Source organism: Streptomyces sp. AMJ-169, from assembly GCF_055597585.1.
Map to the genome: position 1 here is coordinate 234,237 of NZ_JBVLTJ010000011.1, position 21,097 is coordinate 255,333.

Consider the following 21,097-nt stretch of genomic DNA (forward strand, 5'->3'; position numbering starts at 1 on the left):
CCCACTACTTGACGACCGTCTCGGCGGTCACCAGCTCCCGCTCCCGGGGGTCGTGCGCGGCCCCGCTCACCCCGGCCGCGTCGCCCTGCACGACCCGCTCGTGCAGCATCGGCACCGCCGCGTCCGTGGCCAGCACGGCGGCTTCACCGGCGATGATCGCGGCCCGCCGGGCGTCCCCGGTCGGCGTCGCGCCCGCCTTCCTCAACTCGGCGTCCACAGCAGGGTTCTTGAGCTGGGCGATGTTGAAGGAGCCGTCGGAGGCGAAGTCGCTGTAGAGGTAGGCGGCCGGGTCGCCGGAGTCGAGGACGGTCGCGCGGGAGAGGATGAACGCGTCGAACTTCCCCGCCAGCGCGTCGGATTCGATGGCCGCGTACTCGCGGACCTCCAGCTTCACCTTGAACCCGGCCTTCTGGAGCTGCTGTTGGAGCGCGGCGGCGACCTCGGGGAGTTCGGCGCGGTCGGTGAAGGTGCCGATCGTGACCGACCGCCCCTTCGGGTCACCGGCGGCGGCGCGCTTCACCGGCTTGCGCAGCGCCGCCGCCCACGGCAGCGCCGGTCCGAGCAGACCCTGGGCGACGTCCGCGCGGCCCTCGTACACGCCCTTCACGATCGACTCCGCGTCGATCGCCTCCCGGGCGGCGGCCCGCAGCGAGGCGTCCTTGAAGGGGACCGAAGAGGTGTTCAGATAAAGGGTGTTGGTGCGCGGCATCGGCACCTCGGTGATCAGCTTCTGGTCCAGCAGCGCGGCCTGCGACACCGGCACCGCCTCCACGATGTCCGCCTCGCCGCTGCGCAGGGCGGCGGCCCGCGCGGTCCCGTCCGGCACGAACTTCACGTCTATTCCAGGGGACTTGGCCTTCGCGCCCCAGTACCCGTCGTACCGGTCGAGCGCGGCGGACGTCGTCCCGTTCACCTTCACCAGCTCGAACGGCCCGGTCCCCGCGCCCACCGGGTTCACCGTCCGCCCCGCGTACGCCTTCGCCGCGAGCACCGACAGCTGCGGCGAGCTGAGCCGCTGCGGGACCAGGGGGTCCTCGTCGGCGGTCGTGACGACGACGGTGTCGCCGGCCGCCTTCACCGTCAGGTCGACGCCGTCCAGGATGCGCGGCTTGGGCGAGGCGGTCGCGGCGCGCGTGAGCGACCGTACGACGGCCGCCGCGTCCAGCTTCGTGCCGTCGTGGAAGGTCACCCCGTCCCGCAGCGTGAACGTCCAACTCCGGCCCGATCGGGTCCACTTGGTGGCCAGCGAGGGCTTCGCGTCGCCGTCCGCGTCCAGCTTCACCAAGGTCTCGGCGGTGGACCAGCGGGACAGTTTGAACGCGTCGTCGGAGAGGGGGGAGAGGCCGGATCTGGGGGGCTGCATCATCGCGACGCGTATGCGCTTGCCGCCGTCGGCTCCGGACTCGGGTGAGCCCGTGAAGCATCCGGCGAGGAGCAGCGCGGAGGCGGCCGTGAGGGCGGTGGCGGGCAGCGGACGGCGAGCGGGCAGGCGCACGGGACCCTCCGGGTGGGGTGGGTAAAGGGGCGGTCAAGGGGGCGGGCCTGACCGTAACATGATGACAATCGTTTTCAATAATCGCTCTCGCTTTCGAGCGCCGGGCACTTCGGGAAGGCGGCTCGGGGAGCGCCGCTCGCTTCAAGGACGGCGGCTCGGGGAGCGCCGCTCGCTTCAAGGACGGCGCCCGGAAGGCACCGCGCACTCCGAGAGACGCCTATTGCGAGAGGCGTCCCCCCAACCGCGCCCCCTTCAACCCCATATGCAGCAACAGCCGATCCTCCCCGTCCCCCAGATCCAGCCCCGTCAGCCGCTCCACCCGCGACAGCCGGTAGTACAGCGTCTGCCGGTGCACCCCCAGCTCCGCCGCCGTCCGCCCCGCCTGCCCCGCGCGGTCCAGGTACACCTCCGCCGTCCGCGCCAGCTCCCGGTGCGCGGGCAGCAGCAGCGGCGCCACCGCCGGATCGCGTACGTCCCCCAGTGCCGTCAGCATCCGGTACACCCCGATCCGCCCCCACTCCGCGACCGGCCCCAGCCGCGCCTCCGCCCGCGCCGCCCGCGCCGCGCCCGCCGCCTCCCGCCACGCGACGGCCAGTTCCCCGAGCCCCGTCCGCACCTCCGCGACCCCGGCGACGGCCCCCGCCCCGGCCCGCTCCAGCAGCCGCGCCCCGGCGGAGACCCCGGGCCGCGCCCGCACCAGCACGGCGAGCGCCTGCCCGGCGGCACCGGAAGAAGCCGGAGGGGCTGACGATGCCGAAGGAGTCCAAGCCGCCGTATCCGAACCCGCCGCCGTCCCCGAAGCCGCCGTCCCCGAAGAACTCGCCGCCCCCCAAGCCGCTGCTCCCGAAGAACTCGCCGCCCCCCAAGCCACCGCCCCCGAAGCCGCCGCCCCCGAACCCGCCGCACCTGAAGAACCCGCCACCCCCCAACCCCAAGGCACCGTACAAGCCGCCAACGCCCCCGCCAGATTCCGTACCGACACCCCCTCCTCCCCCCACGGCGTCACACACACCACCACCTGCGCCCCCTCCCCCCGCACCCCCAGCGCCGAACGCAGCTCCCCCAGCGCCGTCTCCCACCCCCGCTCGCCCGTCAGCACCGCCCGCAGCTCCCGGCTCAGGTCGGCCCCATGCTGGTGCTCGTCCGCCAGCAGCCCCCCGATCCGCTCCGCCACCCGCATCGCGGCGGACAGGCGGGCGTCGTCGGGGTCGTCGTCCAGGAGCCAGACGTAGCCGAGGACCACCCCCCGGTGCCGGACCGGCAGGCAGATGCGGCCCTGGAGGACGCCCGCCTCCGGCGCCGGCGGGATCCGCACCGGACCCGTCGCCCGCGTGATGCCGAACCCCTCGAACCAGGCGCGGACGGCGGCCGTCGAGCGGCGGGTGAGGATCGAGCGGGCCCGGACCGGGTCCAGCGCGGACGCGTCCAGCTCGCCCTCGCTGTCGTACGCGCCGAAGGCGATCAGCTCGAAGTCGCGGTTCTCCAGGGTCGCGGGGACGCCCAGGAGGGCGGAGATCTCGTCGACCAGGTCCTGGTAATCGGCTGTCACCCGGACATTCTGCGCCCTGGCCGAACCCTTCTCATACATCTGTCTGAGATCTGCGGCACGGATGCGTGACAGCTGTCGATGGCTAAGGATCGGAGAGATCCATAGGTTCACGGTGACTTGGTGCTCACGGCCCGTGCGGGCCGCAACTTTCCGTGGAGGTGCCCGTTGCTGGGTCCCGTGATTCTCGCCGCGTCGCGCAGCGACCGGATGCGCCGGCTGATCTCCGCGGCCCCTGTGACCAAGCAGGTCGTGGACCGTTTCATCGCGGGGGAGACCGTCGAGGACGTCGTCCCCGTCATCCGCGAGCTGACCGGGCAGGGCCTTGAGCTGACGATGGACGTCGTCGGCGAGGACATCACCACCCCCGCCCAGGCGACCGCCGCCCGCGACGCCTATCTCCAGCTCGTCGGAAGACTGCGCGGGCTCGGCCTCGGTCCGAAGGTCGAGATGTCCGTCAAGCTGTCGATGTTCGGCCAGGGCCTGCCCGGCGGCCACGACATCGCGCTGGCCAACGTCCGCCAGGTCGTCGAGGCCGCCGCCGCCATCGGTACGACCGTCACGCTCGACGCCGAGGACCACACCACCCTCGACTCGATGTTCGCGATCCACGACGAACTGCGCCGCGACTTCCCCGCCACCGGCTGCGTCATCCAGGCCTACCTCTTCCGCACCGAGGCCGACGCCCGCCGCCTCGCCGCGAACGGCAGCCGGGTACGGCTCGTGAAGGGCGCGTACAAGGAGCCCGCCGAGGTCGCCTACCAGCAGCGCGCCGAGATCGACAAGGCGTACGTCCGCGTCCTGCGCACCCTGATGGACGGCACCGGCTACCCCATGGTCGGCTCGCACGACCCCCGCCTGATCTCCATCGCCCAGGAACTCGCCCACCGCGCCCACCGCAAGCCCGACGAGTACGAGTTCCAGATGCTCTACGGCATCCGCGGCGAGGAACACCTCCGCCTCGCCGCCGAGGGCCACCGGATGCGCGTCTACACCGCCTACGGCACCGACTGGTACGGCTACTTCATGCGCCGCCTCGCCGAGAAGCCCGCCAACCTCCGGTTCTTCGTCCGCTCCACTCTGACCAAGCGCTGATCCTCACAAGGGAGTTACCGATGGACGCCGTCACCCAGGTCCCCGTCCCCGTCAACGAGCCGGTGCACGGCTACGCCCCCGGCTCGCCCGAACGGGCCCGGCTGGAGGCGAAGTTGAAGGAGCTGGCGGAGAACCCGGCCGACCTGCCGTGCACGATCGGCGGCGCGAAGAGGATGGGCGGCGGCGACGCCTTCACCGTCGTACAGCCCCACAACCACCGTGCCGTGCTGGGCACTTACCGCAACGCCACGCGGCAGGACGCCCGCGACGCGATCGACGCCGCGCTCACCGCCGCGCCCGGCTGGCGGGCCATGTCCTTCGACGACCGGGCCGCGATCATCCTGCGCGCCGCCGAACTCCTCGCCGGACCCTGGCGGGAGACGATCGCCGCGTCCACGATGCTCGGCCAGTCCAAGACCGCCCAGCAGGCCGAGATCGACTCCCCGTGCGAACTGGTCGACTTCTGGCGCTTCAACGTCCACTACGCCCGCCAGATCCTCGCCGAACAGCCCCCGGCGAACTCCCCGGGCGTCTGGAACCGCCTCGACCACCGCCCGCTGGAGGGCTTCGTCTACGCGATCACGCCCTTCAACTTCACGGCGATCGCAGGGAACCTGCCGACCGCGCCGGCCCTGATGGGCAACGTCGTCGTCTGGAAGCCGTCCCCGACCCAGACCCACTCGGCCGTCCTGCTGATGCGGCTCCTCGAAGAGGCCGGGCTGCCCAAGGGCGTCATCAACCTCGTCACCGGCGACGGCCTCGCCGTCTCCGAAGTCGCCCTGGAACACCGGGACCTGGCGGGCATCCACTTCACCGGCTCGACCAAGACCTTCCAGTACCTGTGGAAGACGGTCGGCGCCAACATCGAGAAGTACCGCGCCTATCCGCGCCTGGTCGGCGAGACCGGCGGCAAGGACTTCGTCGTCGCCCACCCGAGCGCCGACCGCGCCGTCCTCAAGACCGCCCTCACCCGGGGCGCCTTCGAGTACCAGGGCCAGAAGTGCAGCGCGACCTCCCGCGCCTATATTCCGGCGTCCATCTGGAACGACGGCTTCCGCGAGGAGTTCGCGGCCGAGGTCGACGGAATCACGATGGGCGACGTCACCGACCTCTCCCACTTCATCGGCGCCGTCATCGACGAGCGCGCCTTCGCCAAGAACAAGGCCGCCATCGACCGGGCGCGGCAGGATCCGGCCTGCACGATCGTCGCGGGCGGCCGTTACGACGACTCGGCCGGCTACTTCGTGCGCCCCACGGTCGTCGAGTGCACCGACCCCGGCAACGAGGTCTTCCGCACCGAGTACTTCGGCCCCTTCCTCGCCGTGCACGTCTACGCGGACGAGGAGTACGACGCGATGCTGACCCAGATGGAGTCGGTCTCCGACTACGCCCTGACCGGCTCGGTCATCGCCGGCGACCGGGCGGCGGCCTCGTACACGATGGAGAAGCTGCGGTACGCCGCCGGGAACTTCTACGTCAACGACAAGTCGACCGGCGCGGTCGTCGGCCAGCAGCCCTTCGGCGGCGGGCGGGCCTCCGGTACCGACGACAAGGCGGGCGCCCCGCAGAACCTGCTGCGCTGGACGCTGACCCGGGCGATCAAGGAGACCCTGGTCCCGCCGACCGAGTACACGTACCCGCACATGGGGTGAGCGTGGGTGCGGCCGGACCCGGTGCGACGAGGGTCCGGCCGCGCCGCCGTCTCAGATAGTAGGAAGTCCGAGTAAGTACGGAGACATACAAAGCGCTCTCCTCTAGCGTGGTAGGAGCCGAACAACCCGCCCGACCCCGGCGGACGGCGGACGAGAGCCGGACCCCTGCGCAGGCCACCCCTGCGGTCCGCGGCTCCCCGCCCCTTCTTCGGCCTCCCGCCCGTTTCTCGCTAAGGAGCCGCATTCCCATGGCCGAGACGATCGTCCGCCGCCGAGTCCGCCACGTCTCCCGCACCAGCGAGTCCGACCGCGAGAACGCCGCGAACGCCGCCGCGGCCCTCCAGCGCGCCCTCGACCGCCGCGACAACGGCGGCGAGACCGGCCACTAGCCCCGCGCACAGGCCGGCGGTCCGCACCCACGGGGTGTCCGCATCCCGGACGCCCCGTGTCACCCCCTGGGACAAGCGGATAGGCTGCCGACATGTCTCGCAGCATCGCTCTCGCAGTCATCCCCGGTGATGGCATCGGCCAGGAAGTCGTGGCCGAAGGCCTCAAGGTCCTCTCCGCCGTCCTCCCGGAGGATGTGAAGCTGGAGACCAAGGAGTACGACTTCGGCGCCCGGCGCTACCACGCCACCGGTGAGACCCTCACCGACGCCGACCTCGACTCCCTCAAGGAGCACGACGCCATCCTGCTGGGCGCGATCGGTGACCCGAGCGTCCCCTCCGGCGTCCTGGAGCGCGGCTTCCTGCTGAAGCTCCGCTTCGCCTTCGACCACCACGTCAACCTGCGTCCGTCGAAGCTGCTCCCCGGCGTCGCGACCCCCCTCGCCGGATCGCCCGAGATCGACTTCATCGTCGTCCGCGAGGGCACCGAGGGCCCCTACACGGGCAACGGCGGCACGATCCGCAAGGGCACCGAGCACGAGGTGGCCACCGAGGTCTCCGTGAACACGGCCTTCGGTGTCGAGCGCGTCGTGCGCGACGCCTTCGCCCGCGCCCAGGCCCGCCCGCGCAAGAAGCTCACGCTGGTCCACAAGAACAACGTGCTGACCTTCGCCGGGCACCTGTGGACGAACGTCTTCAACAAGGTGGCCGCCGAGTACCCCGAGGTCACCACCGACTACATCCACGTCGACGCGGCGACCATCTACCTGGTCACCGACCCCGCGCGGTTCGACGTCATCGTCACCGACAACCTCTTCGGCGACATCATCACCGACCTCGCCGCGGCCGTCTCCGGCGGCATCGGCGTCGCCGCGAGCGGGAACATCAACCCCTCCGGCGCCTACCCGTCCATGTTCGAGCCCGTCCACGGCTCGGCCCCGGACATCGCGGGCCAGGGCAAGGCCGACCCCACCGCCACGGTCCTGTCCGTCGCCCTGCTCCTGCGCCACCTCGGCTACGAGACCGAGGCGGCCCGCGTCGAGACGGCCGTCACCGCCGACCTCACCGAGCGCGCGACCCTGCCCGCCCGCTCCACCACCGAGATCGGCGACGCCCTCGCCGTACGCGTAGCCGAGTAGGCCCGCGCCGCTTTCCGCACACCGAAGCCGCCGGGTCGCCCACACCGCGCCCGGCGGCTTCCGTCATGTCCCCGCCGGGTGTCACCATCAACCCTGGCCGCATTCACCCCGTTTCCTCCCCTGCCCGCCCCGCGCGATAATCGAACGCGGAGCCGCGCGACGCGGGAGAGCTGACACGGCGGCGCGCGCGGCCCGTCACTACAACCGGTGAAGGACAACCACTGATGACGACGCCCACGATCGAGCTCAAGCCCTCCGCCAGCCCGCTCGCCGCCGCCGAGCGCGAGGCCATGCTGAGCAACCCCGGCTTCGGCCGGCACTTCACCGACCACATGGTGACGATCCGCTGGACCGAGGGCCGCGGCTGGCACGACGGACAGCTCGTCCCGTACGGCCCGCTCTCCCTCGACCCGGCGACGACCGTCCTGCACTACGCGCAGGAGATCTTCGAGGGCCTCAAGGCCTACCGCCAGCCCGACGGCTCGGTCGCCCTCTTCCGCCCCGAGAAGAACGCCCAGCGCTTCCGGTCCTCCGCGCACCGCATGGGCATGCCCGAACTCCCGGTCGACACCTTCATCGAGGCCTGCGACAAACTCGTCCGCCAGGACCAGGACTGGGTCCCGGCGCACGGCGGTGAGGAATCCCTCTACCTGCGCCCCTTCATGATCGCCACCGAGGTCGGGCTCGGCGTCAAGCCCGCCAACGAGTACCTCTTCGTCGTCATCGCCTCCCCGGCCGGCGCCTACTTCCCCGGCGGCGTCAAGCCCGTCTCCATCTGGGCCTCCGAGGACCGCGTCCGCGCCGTCCCCGGCGGCGTCGGCGACGCCAAGACCGGCGGCAACTACGCCGCCTCCCTCCTCGCCCAGGCCGAGGCCGCCGAGAAGGGCTGCGACCAGGTCTGCTACCTCGACGCCGTCGAGCACAAGTGGATCGAGGAGCTGGGCGGCATGAACCTGTACTTCGTCTACGGCGACAAGATCGTCACCCCCGCCCTCACCGGCTCCCTCCTCGCCGGCGTCACCCGCGACAGCCTCCTCACCGTCGCCCGCGACCTCGGCTACACCTCCGAGGAGACCCGCATCTCCCTCGACCAGTGGCAGCGCGACGCCGAGAACGGCACCCTCACCGAGGTCTTCGCCTGCGGCACCGCCGCCGTCATCACCCCCGTCGGCACCGTCAAGCGGGCCGGCGCGCAGTGGCAGCAGTCGGGCGGCGAGCCCGGCGAGGTCACCCTCAAACTGCGGGAGGCGCTGCTCGACATCCAGCGCGGCAGGACCGCCGACCAGCACGGCTGGATGCACACGATCGGCTGACCCGCCGCATCCCGGACCCGGGTTCGCATACTGAGACGCGCGCGACCACGGAGGCGGTCTGTGCCAAACTGCCTCCGTGCTCTCGTTCGCCGTGATGATTGGCAGCAGGCGCGCCGGTCCGCAGTGAGGCAAGAGGTACCGACCGAGTACCCGACCTCCCACGTCGTAGACCCGCGCGCAGACCTCTCGCATCCCGCGAGGGGTCTTTTCGTTTTCCAGGAGAGCACCGAGGAGCCCCGAGACCATGACCGCACCGGAAACCGGCCGCCCCGACGACGCCTTCCACGTCTTCGACACCACCCTCCGCGACGGCGCCCAGCGCGAGGGCATCAACCTCACCGTCGCCGACAAGCTCGCGATCGCCCGCCTCCTGGACGAGTTCGGCGTCGGCTTCATCGAGGGCGGCTGGCCCGGCGCCAACCCCCGCGACACCGAGTTCTTCGCCCGCGCCCGGCAGGAGATCACCTTCCGCCACGCCCAGCTCGTCGCCTTCGGCGCCACCCGCCGCGCCGGCGGCAAAGCCGCCGAGGATCCACAGGTCAAGGCGCTGCTCGACTCCGGCGCCGAGGTCATCACCCTGGTCGCCAAGTCCCACGACCGGCACGTCGAACTCGCCCTGCGCACCACCCTCGACGAGAACCTGGAGATGGTCAGGGACACCGTCGGCCACCTCACGTCCCAGGGCCGCCGCGTCTTCGTCGACTGCGAGCACTTCTTCGACGGCTACCGCGCCAACCCCGAGTACGCCAAGGCCGTCGTGCGCGCCGCGAGCGACGCGGGCGCCGACGTCGTCGTCCTGTGCGACACCAACGGCGGCATGCTCCCCGCCCAGGTCCAGGCCGTCGTCGCGACCGTCCGCGCCGACACCGGCGCCCGCCTCGGCATCCACGCCCAGGACGACACCGGCTGCGCCGTCGCCAACACCCTCGCCGCCGTCGACGCGGGCGCCACCCACGTCCAGTGCACGGCCAACGGCTACGGCGAACGCGTCGGCAACTCCAACCTCTTCCCCGTCGTCGCCGCCCTGGAGCTGAAGTACGGCAAGCAGGTCCTGCCCGAGGGCAAGCTCGCCGAGATGACCCGGATCTCGCACGCCGTCGCCGAGGTCGTCAACCTCACGCCCTCCACTCACCAGCCCTACGTCGGCGTCTCCGCGTTCGCCCACAAGGCCGGACTGCACGCCTCCGCGATCAAGGTCGACCCCGACCTCTACCAGCACACCGACCCCGCCCTCGTCGGCAACCGCATGCGCATGCTGGTCTCCGACATGGCGGGCCGCGCCTCCGTCGAGCTCAAGGGCAAGGAACTCGGCATCGACCTCGGCGGCGACCGCGAACTCGTCGGCCGGGTCGTCGAACGCGTCAAGGACCGGGAGCTGAAGGGCTACACCTACGAGGCGGCCGACGCCAGCTTCGAACTGCTCCTGCGCACCGAGGTCAAGGGCGCCCCCCTGCGCTACTTCGAGACCGAGTCCTGGCGCGCGATCGTCGAGGACCGCCCCGACGGCACCCACGCCAACGAGGCCACCGTCAAACTCTGGGCCAAGGGCGAGCGCATCGTCGCCACCGCCGAGGGCAACGGCCCCGTCAACGCCCTCGACCGCGCCCTGCGCGTCGGCCTGGAGAAGATCTACCCCCAGCTCGCCAAGCTGGAGCTGGTGGACTACAAGGTCCGCATCCTGGAAGGCGTCCACGGCACCTCGTCCACCACCCGCGTCCTCATCTCCACCAGCGACGGCGCCGGCGAGTGGTCCACGGTCGGGGTCGCCGAGAACGTCATCGCCGCCTCCTGGCAGGCCCTGGAGGACGCCTACACGTACGGGCTGCTGCGGGCGGGCGTGACACCGGCGCAGTGAGCACCACCCCCTGACCGCCGCACGCGAAAAGCCCACAAGGCCCCCGCCGCCCCGGACAGCCGTACCCGGCGACTTCGGGTAGCGTCGCGGACATGAAGGTCAGAGGTGTTGCCCTGGCCTGGCTGGCGTCGCTCGTCCTGGTGCTGCTCACGACAGGCGCCCCGCCCGCCGCGGCCGTCACGAGCCTGTCGACGATCGCCGAGTCCCTCCGGGAGAACCCCGTGTACGTGGACCCGGCGGTTCGCGGCACGCTCCCCGAAGCCCAGGCGAAAAAGCTGGCGGACCGGATCGAGAACGCGGACAAACCCCTGTTCGTCGCCGTCCTCCCGGCCGACTACCCCACCGCGAACCTCTTCCAGAACCTCCGCACCGCCACCGGCGTCACCGGCCTGTACGCGATCCGCCTCGGCACCCGCTTCGACGCCCGCGCCGACTCGGTGGTCCTGCCCCGGACGGCCGTACAGAACCTGGTCACCAGCGTCGCGGCGACCACCGACCCGCAGACCCAGCTGACCGACTTCACCGCCCGCGCCCTCGCCAACATGTCCGGCAACGCCCCCACCAGCTGGGACCACGGCGCCAACTTCCCGGCCGGCACCCTGATCACCACCGCCGCGGTGCTGGCCGTCGCCGGCGCGGGCGCCTACGCCCTCGTACGCCGCTCCAGGCGGCACAAGGAGGAGGAGCGCCAGGCCGCGCTGGCCCGGCTGCGGGTCGTCGTCGACGAGGACATCACCTCCTTCGGCGAGGAACTCGACCGCCTCGACTTCCACCCGGCCGAGGCGGGCGCCGACGACGCGATGCGCGCGGACTACGAACGCGCCCTCGACTCCTACGACCAGGCGAAGGCCGCGATGACCGCCGCGACCCGCCCGCAGGACGTCCAGCAGGTGACCCGCGCCCTGGAGGAGGGCCGCTTCTCCCTGGCCCAGCTCGCGGCCCGCCGCGAACACCGCCCCCTCCCCGAGCGCCGCCCGCCCTGCTTCTTCGACCCCCGCCACGGCCCGTCGGTCACCGACGCCGACTGGACCCCGCCCGGCGGCAGCGCCCGCCAGGTCCCGGTCTGCGCGGCGGACGCGACCCGGCTGCGCGACGGCCGCGACCCGGTGATCCGGGAGGTCGACAGCGACTACGGCCGCCGCCCGTACTGGGAGGCGGGCCCGGCGTACGGCCCCTGGGCGGGCGGCTACTTCGGCGGCTTCGCAGGCGGCGGCCTGCTGCCGGGCCTGCTCGCCGGAACGATGCTGGGCGGCTTGATGGCGGGCCCGTCGTACGCGGCCTCTGCGGACGGCGGGGATCAGGGGTACGCCGGCGGGGACGTCTCGGGCGCGGACTTCGACCCCGGGGACTTCGGCGGGGGGTTCGGGGACGGAGGTGGGGGCGGGGGAGGGGACTTCGGCGGGGATTTCTGAGGGGTGGGTGTACGAGAGCCCGGCACCGGGGGAGAAGCGGTGCCGGGCCTTTGCGTTACGAGGGCGGTGGCCGTCGCTCTACGGTGTCGCGGTGGCCGTCGCTCTAGGGCGTAACGGTGGCCGTCAGAGGGTGCGCGCGGCGGTCGCTATCGCGGAGGCGAAGGTGGAGACCTCCGTGTAGACGCCGGGCGCGTTCGGGCGGGCGCAGCCGTCGCCCCAGCTCACGATGCCGACCTGGATCCAGGCGTTGTTGGCGTCACGGCGGAACATCGGGCCGCCGGAGTCGCCCTGGCAGGTGTCGGTGCCGCCGGCCGCGAACCCGGCGCAGATCTCCTCGCTCGCGACGAGCCCGCTGTACGAGCCGCCGTAGCTACGGCAGGTGGCGTCCGAGATGAACGGCACGGTCGCCTTCAGCATGTACCGCTGCTGCGCCCCGCCCTCGACGGCCGCGCCCCAGCCGGCGATGGTGAACGTCCCGGTGTTGTACGTGGTGCTGGTCGCGATCGGCAGCGTCGTCAGGCCCGTGATCGGGGACGCGAGTTTGATCAGCGCCCAGTCCTTGCCGGTGCCGTTGTAGCCGGGCGCGCGGTAGACGTACGTCGAACGCACCTGCTGGCGGCCGGTGGTGGACTGGAGGTCCACGACCCCCGCGGTCGCCGTGATGCTGGTGTTGGCGCCGGTCGCGCCGACACAGTGCGCCGCCGTTAGCACGATCTGCTGCGTGTACAGGGCGCCGCCGCAGCCCATCGAGAGGCGGACCATGAAGGGGAACTCGCCCTGCGTGGCCCGGGATCCGCCGATCACGGGGTTGGGGGCGGCCTGGGCGGGGGAGACCGGCTGAAGACTGACGACCGCGAGGGAGACCGCCGCTGCGGCGATACATCTCTTGAGCGTCTTGAGGAGCTTCATCCTGGTGCTGCCTTCCGTGAGGGGGGTGGTGGGGCGGACGGCTGTCCGACGGAGGCTGTGCGGTACGCCAGAGCGAGGCCGGACCATGAATGAGCCATGGGAGTGTCATGGACCGGTCAAAGAACTGTGAGTGGATTATGGGACAGGGGGGTGGGGGTGGGGCAAGGGGCGATTTTCGGTCAGGGGGAGGGGGGAAGTGGCGCAGCTTCTGGCGCCGAGGGACTTTCCGGAGCCGCCCACTTCCGGAGCCGCCCACTTCCGGAGCCGCCCACTTCCGGAGCCGCCCGGCTTCCGGCGCCGCCCGGCTTCTGGCGCCGGCGGACCCTCAGAAGGGTCCGCCCGGCATGCGCCCTAACCCCGCGCGAACCCCAACAGCCGCTGGAAGTCGATGGCGCCGGGGTCGCCATGATCGTTTTCGGGCACATGCATGTGCCCGCAGATCCCATGGAACGCGTTCCAGCGGGCGAAGCTCATGCGTTGGCCGCCGCCGTTGCCCGCGGAGGTGGGGTAGGGGGGCCAGAGGGAGGGGCCGGTGAGGGGGACGTTGTGGTTGGCGTTGAGCCAGCGGATGAAGTCGGCCACTTCGTTGAGGGCCCAGTCGGGAGCCTTGGGCCAGTAGATGTGCGGCTGGGACTGCCACTTGGTGTGGGTCTCGGGGTCGCAGGTGCCGACCAGCTCGATCTGCGTGACGTTCAGGGTGTTCGTCTCCACCCCGCCCGGGAGGTTCACCAGGGCGCGGGAGGAGATGTCGATGCAGAAGTGCTGGTACCAACGGAGCTTCTGCGCGCCGAAGTCGGGGACCGCGGTGAGGTTGGGGGCGACCGCGCCGCCCTGGTAGTCGGGGAGGGAACGGCCCTCGGTGGTGTGCAGGACGAGGACGTTGACGTCCATACGGGCGCCGCCGAACTTCGTCTGGTACCAGTGGGACCGGTCGGCGCCCGGGTAGTACTGGGGGCCGGACATCGTGCTCATGGTCTCTCCTGTCAGCGGACTCGGGCCTGTCTGATGCCCGGAATACGGACAGCGAAGACCCGTTGGTTCCGTTTGCCCGGAATGGACCAATACTGGTGTCGGCGGCTCCAGTTGCGACCGGAAATGACAGAAACGCCCGCCCTCCGCACGGGGGAAGCGGAAGGCGGGCGCCGGGATCGACGTTACCGGACCGGGGGCGGGACGGTGAGGTCTGCGGGGACCGGACTGCCGGATCGCGAAGATCCGGTCCGGTCGGACCGGCGGGGGAGGGCGGACCGGCTCACCGGGACTGGGTCGAACGGCCCTTGCGGGACGGGCTGAACGCCCTTTGCGGGACCGGGGCCGAACGCCCTTTGCGGCTTCGCGCCTCTCCCCGCCGGGCCTCGGCGACCTCGCTTCTCCCGCGCCGGGTCTCGGCGACCTCGCTTCTCCCGCGCCGGGTCTCGACGACCTCGCCTCTCCCGCGCCGGACCTTGGCTGTCCCGCCTCTCCCGCGCCGGACCTTGGCTGTCCCGCCTCTCCCCCTGCCCCGCCCTACCCCTGCCGGATCGCCGAGATGTCGAAGTTCAGCTTGATCTTGTCCGACACCAGCACCCCGCCCGTCTCCAGCGCCGCGTTCCACGTGATCCCCCAGTCGGAGCGCAGCAGTTCGGCCTTGCCCTCGAAGCCGACCCGCTCGTTGCCGAACGGGTCCTTGGCGGCGCCGTTGAACTCCAGGTCGATGGAGATCGGCCGGGTGGTGCCGAGGATGGTGAGATCGCCGGTGAGCCGGTAGTCGTCCCCGCCGAGCGACTCCGCCTTGGTCGAGCGGAACGTCATCGCCGGGAACTCGTCGGTCTTGAAGAAGTCCGCGCTCTTCAGATGCCCGTCACGGTCGGCGGAACCGGTGTCGATGCTGTCCATCTGGATGTCGATCACGGCCGACGAGGCGGACGGATCGGCGCCGTCGAGATGCAGCGTGCCGGTGAACTCGTCGAACTTGCCCTTCACGTTCGTCACCATCGCGTGCCGCGCGGTGAAGCCGAGCGTGGAGTGGGCGGGGTCGATCGTGTAGTCGCCGGTGAGAGCGGCGAGGTCCGCGCCCACGGCACCGGCCGCTTCGGCGGCGGCCTCGGAGGCGTCGTTCTTACGGCCGAAGATACCCATGGCTGACTCCTTGGGGACAGCTTCAACATCATCCGTACGGTGTTCCCGACGTTACTCTCCGTCGGCCCCGGCCGCCTCCGAAACGGGTCCCGCGCCGCCGGAACGGGCCATCCCGGACAGAGCGCTAAGCTCGACGCGCGCCCCTCTGTGACTGGCATCTCATCCGGCCCTTTGTGGACCCCTGACAAGTCACGACCCCCCTGAGCAGTCAGAAACGGCTCGCCCCCACCCGCTTCTGTTCAGGGCTACCAGGAAAACGCGCCGGAGACTGTACAGAGTCGACGTCTCGGAATCCTTGCTCCTCTTCGTATGGTCGCTACATGACCGTTTTGGAAGATGCGACCGGTGGTCCGGCGGGCGAACCCACCGACGCGCGCGGCCGGGTGGCCGAACTGCACGAGATCCGCGCGCAGGCCCTCGCCGGTCCGAGCGAGAAGGCGACCCAGGCCCAGCACGCCAAGGGCAAGCTGACCGCCCGCGAGCGCATCGAGCTGCTGGTCGACCCCGGTTCCTTCCAGGAGGTCGAGCAGCTGCGCAGGCACCGCGCGGTCGGCTTCGGCCTGGAGTCGAAGAAGCCCTACACCGACGGCGTCATCACCGGCTGGGGCACGGTGGAGGGCCGCACGGTCTTCGTCTACGCCCACGACTTCCGCATCTTCGGCGGCGCCCTCGGCGAGGCCCACGCCACGAAGATCCACAAGATCATGGACATGGCCATCGCGGCCGGTGCCCCCCTGGTCTCCCTCAACGACGGCGCCGGCGCCCGCATCCAGGAGGGCGTCAGCGCCCTCGCCGGCTACGGCGGCATCTTCCAGCGCAACACCAAGGCCTCCGGCGTCATCCCGCAGATCAGCGTGATGCTCGGCCCCTGCGCGGGCGGCGCGGCCTACAGCCCCGCCCTCACCGACTTCGTCTTCATGGTCCGCGAGACGTCCCAGATGTTCATCACGGGCCCCGACGTCGTCAAGGCGGTGACCGGCGAGGAGATCACCCAGAACGGCCTCGGCGGCGCCGACGTCCACGCGGAGACCTCCGGCGTCTGCCACTTCGCGTACGACGACGAGGAGACCTGCATCGCGGAGGTCCGCTACCTCCTGTCGCTGCTCCCGCAGAACAACCGCGAGAACCCGCCCCGCGTCGCCGCCACCGACCCCGTGGACCGCCGCAGCGACGTCCTCCTCGACCTGGTCCCGGCCGACGGCAACCGCCCGTACGACATGACCAAGGTCATCGAGGAGATCGTCGACGACGGCGAGTACGTCGAGGTCCACGAGCGCTGGGCCCGCAACATCATCTGCGCCCTGGCCCGGCTGGACGGCCAGGTGGTGGGCATCGTCGCCAACCAGCCGCAGACCCTCGCCGGCGTCCTGGACATCGAGGCGTCCGAAAAAGCTGCGCGGTTCGTGCAGATGTGTGACGCTTTCAATATCCCGATCGTCACCTTCCTGGACGTACCCGGGTTCCTTCCCGGCGTCGACCAGGAACACGGCGGCATCATCCGCCACGGCGCGAAGCTCCTGTACGCGTACTGCAACGCGACGGTCCCGCGCATCTCCCTGATCCTCCGCAAGGCGTACGGAGGTGCCTACATCGTCATGGACAGCCAGTCCATCGGTGCCGACCTCACCTACGCCTGGCCCACCAACGAGATCGCCGTCATGGGCGCCGAAGGTGCCGCCAACGTCATCTTCCGCCGGCAGATCGCGGGCGCCGAGGACCCCGAGGCGATGCGTTCGCGCATGGTCAAGGAGTACAAGGCGGAGCTGATGCATCCGTACTACGCCGCCGAGCGCGGCCTGGTCGACGACGTCATCGACCCCGCGGAGACCCGCGAGGTTCTCGTCAAGTCCCTGGCGATGCTTCAGTCCAAGCACGCGGACCTGCCGTCCCGCAAGCACGGCAACCCCCCGCAGTAACCCTGCGGAAACCTCATTCACGGAGACTGAGCCTCATGAACTCCCCTGATATCCGCGTCGAAAAGGGTCACGCAGAGCCGGAGGAAGTCGCGGCGATCACGGCGATCCTGCTGGCCCGCGCGGCGTCCCGTCCCACCGAGACCCCGACCCACCGCCCGCACGCCCGCGCGGGCTGGCGCCGCCTGGAGCGCGAGGGCGGCTTCCGGGCCCCGCACAGCTGGCGCTGACAGCAGGTTCTTTCACGACACTTACAGCCCCGCTCTCCTTGGGAGGGCGGGGCTGGGGTGTGTTCAGGTGATGTGGACTTTTACGCCGGGGATGTCGAGGGCGGCTGGGTCGTCGGGGAGGAGACAGCGGCTGAGAATGAGGTAGCTGAGTTTGGGCGGAAGAGCCGCTTTCTCCAGCCAGGACTTGACGTCCGTTCCGGTGATTTCCAGGTAGGTCAGATTCGGCAGCCCGCTGAGCAATTCCAGATCTGCCGGTGTGGTCGGTCCCACCAGATACAGGTTTTCCAGAGATGGCTGGGCCTTCAATGGGGCGAGGCTGGGGCTGGGGTGGCGACTGAGGAGCCCCAGTGTCTTGAGCGGTGGAAGATGGGCAACCGGGGTGAGGTCTGCGACGTGATATTCGATGAGCACATGGCGGATGCTGGGTAGTTTGGCCGCCGCAGGCCATTGGTTTATATAGGACAGCTGGATGACGGAGTCCGCCAGAGGCAGATCACCCAATACCTCGGCCGCGTAAACGTCCGCGTCGAAGTAGCTCCAGGCGGCCATGAGTTCTCTTTTAACGTTGTCGCGTTCGTCATCTGTGTAGCTGGCCAGCAGGGACAACGCTTCTTGTCCGCCGATCAGGGCTACCGTCCGTATCGTCTGCACAGCGGCCTTGTCGGACAGCCCGGCCAGCGACCGAGGCATCTTCCGCAAAAGACTCGGCCCCACCGCAGCCAACGCATACGGATCTTTCGCCCGCCGCGCCGGAAGCAGCGCCCCCACCGCCCAATCCACCCGCTCCGCCAACTCCCCCGACAAAGACGGCACCGTCTCCTGACAAGCAGCCGCCACCAACCGCAACTTCCGCGCCCGCCGAGACTCTTGCTCGGCCCGATCCAGAATCCCGCCCAGCAACTCCTCCCGCTGCCGCCGATTCGCATGCCCCGCAGCCATGATGACGGTCTCGCGCCAGATATCCAGATGCGCCCGCTCGACAAGATTCCCGATCCGGTCCTCGTCCACTGCCTCGGCCGCCGCCAGATACTCCTGGAACGTCCGGTGCACGAAATCCAACTTACCTTCGGCAGGTGACCGCAACACCCCGGACCGCCCGCGCAGTTGCTCAAGCACTCGCACACCGTCCGGCTCCGGAAGATGCCGCATCCCCGCCAGTTTCCGCCCGACGAAATTCTCCGCCTGGTCCAGCGAGATCTGGCTCCGGTTGTTGTCGGACAGCCGCCACGCCAGATCCCGCAGCAACACCATCTTGTCGCCCAGGCTCAGCAGATCACCCGCCGCACTGGGCACATTCCGATCGGCGTCCCGCTCATGAACCAGCGTATGCAGAGCGCTCCGGTACAACTCCATCCGATCACGCGGAAGTTGACTCCCCCGATTCAAGTGCATCGCGCACAGCATCGACGCCAGCAACGGCGTCCCTGCCAACGACTGCAAATGCGTGCGATCCTTCAAGCTGTTCAGCAACGACTGCTCATACCGAGGCAGCTCATCCACCGCACACGGCAACTCATCCCCCAACTCCCGTACAGCCGAATGCCACTGCTGCACGAAGGCCGTGATATCCGGCGGAGTCATCTGATCCAGATGCAGCGCGGTGAACCCCTCCCGCTTGAGCCAGTCGCTCCCCGCTGCCGCCGGCCGTGAGGTCACCACCACCCGTACCTCCGGATACGCGGCGAGCAACTTCCGTACCCACTCCCGAACCCCCCTCCGCTCACCATCCAGCAACTCGTCCACCCCATCGACGAGCAGCAACACCGCCCCCGCCGCGAACTGCCGCTCCACCCAGGCTTTGGGCATCACCCCGGTGATAGGCCCAGCCACAGAATCCAGAATCGCGTCAAGAGCAGGCAGCGCCTCCCCGCTGAACTCCCGCAGCTTCACGAACACCGGAGTGAGCCCGTTCCACTCCGCCAGCTCGTCGGTGAAGGCGCCCCGAGCCGCGGTAACCGCCAGCCACCGCAACAGCGTTGTCTTCCCGGACCCCGCCTCCCCACGCAGCAACACCAGCTGAGCGCCACTCAGAGCCGCCTCGACCCGCAGTCCGGCCGACTCCCACCCGGAGGACTCCCAGCCGCCCATGTCGGGCCGCACCAAGGGCAGTACCCGAGCCTTCCGCCGGCCCCCCTCCCCAGTGGCCCGCAGACTCACGTAAGCCACCGACAGCCGAGCCCGCCCCACCCCCTTATCCGACCCTCGCCGGAACAACTCCACCTCATCCAGCGCCGAACTCACCAGCTCCAGATACCGCCGCCGAAAAGCCCCGTCCAGCCCGACCCCCTCCGGCGCGAACAGCGACCGGTCCGGCAGCCTCTCCAGCATCCGGGCCACCTCGGCCCCGAACCCCCAAGCGGCCCCCTGCTCATCGAAGACAGGCAACGCCCGGACCACCCGCACCCCGTACTCACAGCACTCGGCGAACAAGGCCCCGGCCAAGCCCCCCTCGACCTCGGCCTCCGCCACCACCCTCCGCACCACCTCGGCCGGATGATGCCCCTCCCCACCCAGCCCGACTCCGTTCAGAGCCGCGCACACCCGCTCGACGACAACCCGCTGCTCCTCCTCCCCCCACCCCCTGAACTCCCGCTCCAGATAAGCCTCCAGCCGGTCGTACACCGCGTCGGAGATCTCCCCGAACTGCCGCAGCACACTGCTTCGCAACCGCATCCGGCCGACCCGCGCCCGTACGAGATCCGTCAGCCCCACCCCGGCGTCCCCGCCGAGCCAGGCCCGGGCCGCCCCCCGGGCCACGGCCTGCCCCAACTCCGTGGCCGCCAGCTCCGCGTTCATCAAAACCCACCCCCGGAAACGAATAACGGCCCCCATCTCCCCACAAGGAAGACAAGGGCCGCAACCGCAACAGCCGAACGCGCTACCGCAGGCGAGCCATCAGCGCATGCTCCACCAACGTGATCAGCGCCGACTTGGCATCCGCCCGATGCCGGGCGTCCGTCGTGATGATCGGCGTGTCCGGCCCGATCTGCAACGCCTCCCGCACCTCGTCCGGCGAATAAGGCTGATTCCCGTCGAACCCGTTCAGCGCGATCACGAACGGCAGCCCGCTGTTCTCGAAGTAGTCCACCGCGGGGAAGCAGTCCGCCAGCCGACGGGTGTCCACCAGCACGATCGCCCCGATCGCACCCCGCACCAGGTCGTCCCACATGAACCAGAACCGGTCCTGGCCGGGCGTACCGAAGAGATACAGGATCAGATCCTGGTCGAGCGTGATACGACCGAAGTCCATGGCGACCGTCGTCGTCGTCTTGTCCCCGGTGTGGGTGAGGTCGTCGATGCCCGCGGAAGCGGACGTCATCACGGCCTCGGTACGCAGCGGATTGATCTCCGAGACGGCACCCACGAACGTGGTCTTGCCCACGCCGAAGCCGCCCGCCACCACGATTTTCGCGGAGGTGGTGGAGCGGGAAGGACCGCCGCTAGAGCTTGCGAAGTCCACTGAGCACCCTTTCGAGCAGTGTCACGTCTGGCTGGCCACCGGCGTTCTCGTCGCCGCCGGGCTGATGGATGGCGACCAGGCCCGCCTCCGCCAAGTCGGCGACGAGAATCCTGGCCACGCCGAGAGGGATGGTCAGCAGGGCGGAGATCTCCGCCACCGACTTGATCTCGCGGCACAGGTTGCAGATCCGCTGATGCTCGGGCAGCTGACCCTGCATCTGATGCGGCTGCGCGGTGGTGTGCACCAGTGCCTCGATGGCGAGCTGGTAGCGGGGGCGCGTCCGGCCGCCGGTCATGGCGTAGGGACGGACCAGGGGGTTGTTCGAGGAGCCGGCGGGCGACGGCTCGGGGGTGCGGCGCGGCGGCTGCACGGGCTGGATGCGCGGGGCCTGCGGAGCCTGGGGCGGCTGCGGGGCCTGCGGCTGCTGCTCGTACGGGGAGTACGGCTGGCGTGGCCGGCTGGGGGAGGAGGGGAAGTTGAAGCGGTTCGGGGTCTGGGCGCCGTCGCCCTGGCCCTGGGCAGGGCCGTACGACCAGTCGCCCGGATGGGAACCGCCTGGGGGTGTTGCCACTTT

17 protein-coding genes are annotated in these 21,097 nt (G+C 70.4%); 9 read left to right on the plus strand and 8 right to left on the minus strand.

The window, feature by feature from the left end; genetic code table 11:
- Nucleotides 1-4 precede the first annotated feature (4 nt).
- Nucleotides 5-1,495, minus strand: coding sequence for an ABC transporter substrate-binding protein (locus tag ACYUD3_RS26650; RefSeq protein WP_470974710.1), 1,491 nt, complete (start codon nt 1,493-1,495; stop codon nt 5-7).
- 217 nt (nt 1,496-1,712) lie between these two features.
- Nucleotides 1,713-3,083 carry a PucR family transcriptional regulator gene (locus ACYUD3_RS26655; RefSeq protein WP_470974712.1) on the minus strand — a complete coding sequence of 457 codons (1,371 nt, stop codon included), beginning with the start codon at nt 3,081-3,083 and terminating at the stop codon, nt 1,713-1,715.
- Nucleotides 3,084-3,209: 126 nt separating this feature from the next.
- Here ACYUD3_RS26655 and ACYUD3_RS26660 point away from each other — a divergent pair, with 126 nt between their 5' ends.
- The 7 genes from ACYUD3_RS26660 (at nt 3,210) to ACYUD3_RS26690 (ending at nt 11,893) form a co-directional block, all read left to right on the plus strand.
- On the plus strand, nt 3,210-4,136 hold the full coding sequence (locus ACYUD3_RS26660; RefSeq protein ID WP_470974714.1) for a proline dehydrogenase family protein: 927 nt from the start codon (nt 3,210-3,212) through the stop codon (nt 4,134-4,136).
- Between the two features lie 20 nt (nt 4,137-4,156).
- Nucleotides 4,157-5,788 carry an L-glutamate gamma-semialdehyde dehydrogenase gene (gene pruA, locus ACYUD3_RS26665; protein ID WP_470974717.1) on the plus strand — a complete coding sequence of 544 codons (1,632 nt, stop codon included), beginning with the start codon at nt 4,157-4,159 and terminating at the stop codon, nt 5,786-5,788.
- Between the two features lie 248 nt (nt 5,789-6,036).
- Nucleotides 6,037-6,177, plus strand: coding sequence for a hypothetical protein (locus tag ACYUD3_RS26670; protein WP_470974719.1), 141 nt, complete (start codon nt 6,037-6,039; stop codon nt 6,175-6,177).
- A 92-nt stretch (nt 6,178-6,269) separates the two neighbouring features.
- Nucleotides 6,270-7,313 carry a 3-isopropylmalate dehydrogenase gene (locus ACYUD3_RS26675; protein ID WP_470974722.1) on the plus strand — a complete coding sequence of 348 codons (1,044 nt, stop codon included), beginning with the start codon at nt 6,270-6,272 and terminating at the stop codon, nt 7,311-7,313.
- A 224-nt stretch (nt 7,314-7,537) separates the two neighbouring features.
- Nucleotides 7,538-8,626 (plus strand): branched-chain amino acid aminotransferase, encoded by a 1,089-nt coding sequence (locus ACYUD3_RS26680; RefSeq protein ID WP_470974725.1) that lies wholly within the window; start codon nt 7,538-7,540, stop codon nt 8,624-8,626.
- Nucleotides 8,627-8,870: 244 nt separating this feature from the next.
- Nucleotides 8,871-10,481, plus strand: a complete 1,611-nt coding sequence (gene cimA, locus ACYUD3_RS26685; protein ID WP_470974728.1) for a citramalate synthase — start codon at nt 8,871-8,873, stop codon at nt 10,479-10,481.
- Nucleotides 10,482-10,573: 92 nt separating this feature from the next.
- Nucleotides 10,574-11,893, plus strand: a complete 1,320-nt coding sequence (locus tag ACYUD3_RS26690; protein ID WP_470974731.1) for a hypothetical protein — start codon at nt 10,574-10,576, stop codon at nt 11,891-11,893.
- Nucleotides 11,894-12,016: 123 nt separating this feature from the next.
- On the opposite strand, the gene ACYUD3_RS26695 is transcribed toward ACYUD3_RS26690, so the two are convergent.
- The 3 genes from ACYUD3_RS26695 to ACYUD3_RS26705 all read right to left on the minus strand — a co-directional run bounded on the left by ACYUD3_RS26695 (nt 12,017) and on the right by ACYUD3_RS26705 (nt 14,920).
- On the minus strand, nt 12,017-12,802 hold the full coding sequence (locus ACYUD3_RS26695) for a S1 family peptidase (RefSeq protein WP_470974734.1): 786 nt from the start codon (nt 12,800-12,802) through the stop codon (nt 12,017-12,019).
- Between the two features lie 351 nt (nt 12,803-13,153).
- Nucleotides 13,154-13,774, minus strand: coding sequence for a hypothetical protein (locus tag ACYUD3_RS26700; protein WP_470974737.1), 621 nt, complete (start codon nt 13,772-13,774; stop codon nt 13,154-13,156).
- A gap of 534 nt (nt 13,775-14,308) precedes the next feature.
- Nucleotides 14,309-14,920, minus strand: coding sequence for a YceI family protein (locus tag ACYUD3_RS26705; RefSeq protein ID WP_470974740.1), 612 nt, complete (start codon nt 14,918-14,920; stop codon nt 14,309-14,311).
- A 320-nt stretch (nt 14,921-15,240) separates the two neighbouring features.
- Between ACYUD3_RS26705 and ACYUD3_RS26710 the strand changes: the two genes are divergently transcribed.
- A complete protein-coding gene (locus ACYUD3_RS26710) occupies nt 15,241-16,836 on the plus strand; it encodes an acyl-CoA carboxylase subunit beta (protein ID WP_470974743.1) in 1,596 nt (531 codons plus the stop codon).
- A 35-nt stretch (nt 16,837-16,871) separates the two neighbouring features.
- Nucleotides 16,872-17,063: an acyl-CoA carboxylase subunit epsilon gene (locus ACYUD3_RS26715; protein ID WP_470974746.1), complete on the plus strand. Its 192-nt coding sequence runs from the start codon at nt 16,872-16,874 to the stop codon at nt 17,061-17,063.
- Between the two features lie 63 nt (nt 17,064-17,126).
- Here the strand turns inward: ACYUD3_RS26715 and ACYUD3_RS26720 are convergent, their stop codons facing one another.
- The 3 genes from ACYUD3_RS26720 to ACYUD3_RS26730 all read right to left on the minus strand — a co-directional run bounded on the left by ACYUD3_RS26720 (nt 17,127) and on the right by ACYUD3_RS26730 (nt 21,094).
- Nucleotides 17,127-19,859, minus strand: coding sequence for an NACHT domain-containing protein (locus ACYUD3_RS26720; protein WP_470974748.1), 2,733 nt, complete (start codon nt 19,857-19,859; stop codon nt 17,127-17,129).
- 82 nt (nt 19,860-19,941) lie between these two features.
- Nucleotides 19,942-20,523 carry a GTP-binding protein gene (locus ACYUD3_RS26725; protein ID WP_029183992.1) on the minus strand — a complete coding sequence of 194 codons (582 nt, stop codon included), beginning with the start codon at nt 20,521-20,523 and terminating at the stop codon, nt 19,942-19,944.
- Nucleotides 20,504-21,094 (minus strand): DUF742 domain-containing protein, encoded by a 591-nt coding sequence (locus ACYUD3_RS26730; protein ID WP_470974751.1) that lies wholly within the window; start codon nt 21,092-21,094, stop codon nt 20,504-20,506. The genes ACYUD3_RS26725 and ACYUD3_RS26730 overlap by 20 nt, the downstream gene beginning before the upstream one ends.
- Nucleotides 21,095-21,097: the final 3 nt, after the last annotated feature.

Bases quoted from the DNA above. Each gene is read 5' to 3' on its own strand.
- ACYUD3_RS26715 (WP_470974746.1), top strand. From the start codon at position 16,872: ATGAACTCCCCTGATATCCGCGTCGAAAAGGGTCACGCAGAGCCGGAG.
- ACYUD3_RS26680 (WP_470974725.1), top strand. From the start codon at position 7,538: ATGACGACGCCCACGATCGAGCTCAAGCCCTCCGCCAGCCCGCTCGCC.
- ACYUD3_RS26720 (WP_470974748.1), bottom strand. From the start codon at position 19,859: ATGAACGCGGAGCTGGCGGCCACGGAGTTGGGGCAGGCCGTGGCCCGG.
- ACYUD3_RS26670 (WP_470974719.1), top strand. From the start codon at position 6,037: ATGGCCGAGACGATCGTCCGCCGCCGAGTCCGCCACGTCTCCCGCACC.
- ACYUD3_RS26675 (WP_470974722.1), top strand. From the start codon at position 6,270: ATGTCTCGCAGCATCGCTCTCGCAGTCATCCCCGGTGATGGCATCGGC.
- ACYUD3_RS26655 (WP_470974712.1), bottom strand. From the start codon at position 3,083: ATGTATGAGAAGGGTTCGGCCAGGGCGCAGAATGTCCGGGTGACAGCC.
- pruA (WP_470974717.1), top strand. From the start codon at position 4,157: ATGGACGCCGTCACCCAGGTCCCCGTCCCCGTCAACGAGCCGGTGCAC.
- ACYUD3_RS26700 (WP_470974737.1), bottom strand. From the start codon at position 13,774: ATGAGCACGATGTCCGGCCCCCAGTACTACCCGGGCGCCGACCGGTCC.
- ACYUD3_RS26695 (WP_470974734.1), bottom strand. From the start codon at position 12,802: ATGAAGCTCCTCAAGACGCTCAAGAGATGTATCGCCGCAGCGGCGGTC.
- ACYUD3_RS26705 (WP_470974740.1), bottom strand. From the start codon at position 14,920: ATGGGTATCTTCGGCCGTAAGAACGACGCCTCCGAGGCCGCCGCCGAA.
- ACYUD3_RS26690 (WP_470974731.1), top strand. From the start codon at position 10,574: ATGAAGGTCAGAGGTGTTGCCCTGGCCTGGCTGGCGTCGCTCGTCCTG.
- ACYUD3_RS26710 (WP_470974743.1), top strand. From the start codon at position 15,241: ATGACCGTTTTGGAAGATGCGACCGGTGGTCCGGCGGGCGAACCCACC.
- cimA (WP_470974728.1), top strand. From the start codon at position 8,871: ATGACCGCACCGGAAACCGGCCGCCCCGACGACGCCTTCCACGTCTTC.